The sequence below is a fragment of the Pararhizobium sp. genome, assembly GCF_035497515.1.
In the GTDB taxonomy this organism is placed as follows: Bacteria; Pseudomonadota; Alphaproteobacteria; order Rhizobiales; family Rhizobiaceae; genus Pararhizobium.
Genome location: NZ_DATJDJ010000188.1, coordinates 1 through 2,367 on the forward strand (window position 1 = coordinate 1; position 2,367 = coordinate 2,367).

Annotated in this window: 3 protein-coding genes; 2 read left to right on the plus strand and 1 reads right to left on the minus strand. The window is 60.0% G+C overall.

The annotated features are described in order from the left end of the window. Positions 1–148: 148 nt before the first annotated feature. On the minus strand, positions 149–700 hold the full coding sequence (locus tag VL202_RS20140) for a hypothetical protein (RefSeq protein ID WP_325465861.1): 552 nt from the start codon (positions 698–700) through the stop codon (positions 149–151). A gap of 257 nt (positions 701–957) precedes the next feature. On the opposite strand from VL202_RS20140, the gene VL202_RS20145 reads away from it, so the two are divergent. Together VL202_RS20145 and VL202_RS20150 are read left to right on the plus strand one after the other, a co-directional pair. Continuing rightward, entirely contained in the window at positions 958–1,821 is an 864-nt protein-coding gene (locus VL202_RS20145) for a cytochrome b/b6 domain-containing protein (protein ID WP_325465862.1), read from the plus strand. After that, on the plus strand, positions 1,818–2,367 hold a 550-nt coding region (locus VL202_RS20150; RefSeq protein WP_325465863.1), incomplete at its 3' end, for a molybdopterin-dependent oxidoreductase. The genes VL202_RS20145 and VL202_RS20150, both read left to right, overlap by 4 nt.

A 2,367-nucleotide genomic window follows, 5' to 3' on the forward strand; every position in this document is an offset into this window, starting at 1 on the left:
ATCGTGTCCGGCCGGAGCGTCGCAGACTGGCTGCGCGACGCGGATGTGACAGGCATAGAAATCGCTGATCCGGAGACGGATTGGTGGCGACACCGCACCAAGGCCGGCGTCTGAACGAAACCAGCCGCCGGACTTGCTGGAATGCCTGCTACTTCTTGATCGATCCGACGGCTATATTGTCGAGTTCACGGCTGAGCCTGACGCCGATCACCGGCACCATCGTGTCCTCGACCTTGACGGAAATGGTGATGTTGAGGGTCGAAGGATCCTGGAGGCGCGCGATCATCGCGCCGTTGAGTTTCTTGCGGTTGATCCCGACGACGACCTTGTCCTTGGCAACATTGCCCGAGACGATGTCGAGGCCCTTGCCATCGGCGCCATCAAGGAACTTGCCGGTGTAGCTTTTGCCGGCCTGGGTAATGACCGCCGACATCGGCTGCTTGAACACGCCGACGCGGCAATGGCCGTCGAGCTTGATGCCGGCGGTTCCGTCGGCTGCTTCACCGGTCAGGTCGCAGGTGAATTTGGTGCCCTTGTATTTGCCGGCGACGATTTCGCCCGGGCCTTTCCACTGGCCGGAAACCTGCTCGAAAAACGCCTTGTCGCCGGCGCCCGAAAGGGCCGGCGAAGCAGCGCCTGCAACTGTGGCAAGTGTGGCTGCGGCAATGCCGCGAGCAATCAAAGAGGGGCGCGAAAACATAAACGATCCTTGATGGTCAGCGTCCGGAATGTGAAGCTACATTTGCGCTTAAATGGTTAATGGAGCGTTTCAGGTGCCAGTTCGAAAGGCTTGTCCAACTCACGAAATGTTTCGAGCCGCCGGCTGCGTTTGGGGTTACGGAAACCGCAAACGTCGGCTTTCACGGCAATATCACCAGGATGTGCGTGGTGGTAACAGGATATGCGTTTGAAACCGATCAGTGGCTTGATACGTAATGACGGAATGGAGGATGGCAGATGAGCATGGTCGATGACGTCGAATCGCGGTGTGCCTCGGTACGTGAAGGAGGCGAGGTGATCTATCGGCACCGGGTGGCGACGCGCCTGACGCATTGGACCTGGGCGATCGCGCTGTTCTTCCTGCTCCTGAGCGGATTGCAGATATTCAACGCCCATCCCACCCTTTATATCGGCAAGCAGTCCGGCTTCGAATTCGACAACAGCGTGTTGTCCATGCGGCCGATGCGGAATGCGGATGGTTCGGTCGATGGCTATACGACGGTCCTTGGCCAACGGTTCAAAACCACGGGTCTTTTCGGTATGAGCGGATCTGCGGAAAATCCATCCTATCGCGGCTTTCCCGCCTGGGCGACGCTGCCCTCCTACCAGGATCTGGCGACCGGACGGGTAATCCATTTCTTCTTTGCCTGGGTCTTCGCCGCCGCCTTCCTCATCTGGCTTTTCAGCAGCCTCGTCAGCGGGCACCTCAGGCGTGACATCCTTCCTTCGCTGGACGATATCAAAAGCCTGCCGCGCAGCATCGGCGATCACCTGCAGTTCCGCTTTCATCGTGAAGACCACTATAACGGCCTGCAGAAATTCGCCTACGCGGCGGTGCTGCTTTTGGTCTTTCCGCTGATCATCCTGACAGGCCTTGCCATGTCGCCCGGGATGAATGCCGCCTGGCCCTGGTTTCTGGACCTGTTCGGCGGGCGGCAGACGGCGCGCAGCATTCACTTCCTGTGCATGGCTCTGCTGGTCGTCTTCTTTCTCGTCCATGTCGTCATGATCGTCGCGGCAGGCCCGCTCAACGAAATGCGCTCGATCCTGACCGGCTGGTACCGGACCGATCCCGAAAAGAAGGAGGAGCCCGGAGCATGAGCCCACTCACAGTTAGCCGTCGCCGTTTCCTCACGCTTGCCGGCGTTGCCGCCTCCACCGTGCCCCTGTCGGGCTGCGACGCGCTTGATGGATTTCTGTCGAACCAGAGCCCGGTGCGCGCCGTCCTTGCCTCCGCCAATGGCCTCACCTATCGGGCACACCGCATGCTGATCGGTGCCGACACCCTTGCACCAGAGTTTTCAGAGAGCGAAATCCGGCAAGGCCAGCGGCCGAACGGTTCCACCGATCCGAGCGAGCCTGAATATCTGGCACTCAAGGACAAGGCCTTTGCCGATTATCGCCTGACGATCGGCGGGCTGGTGGAAAAGCCCGTGAGTTTCAGCCTCGCCGAACTACGCAACATGCCGGCGCGCACGCAGGTGACTCGCCACGATTGCGTCGAAGGCTGGAGCTGCATTGCCAAATGGACGGGGGTGCCCCTCTCCGCTGTTCTCGACGAGGTCAAGGTCAAGCCGGAAGCGCGTTTCGTCGTGTTCCACTGCTTCGACAAAATGAATCTCGGCCTGTCCGGCGCCGTGCCCTACT

Coding starts and splice junctions, on each gene's coding strand:
- VL202_RS20145 (WP_325465862.1), top strand. CDS start 958: ATGAGCATGGTCGATGACGTCGAATCGCGGTGTGCCTCGGTACGTGAA.
- VL202_RS20140 (WP_325465861.1), bottom strand. CDS start 700: ATGTTTTCGCGCCCCTCTTTGATTGCTCGCGGCATTGCCGCAGCCACA.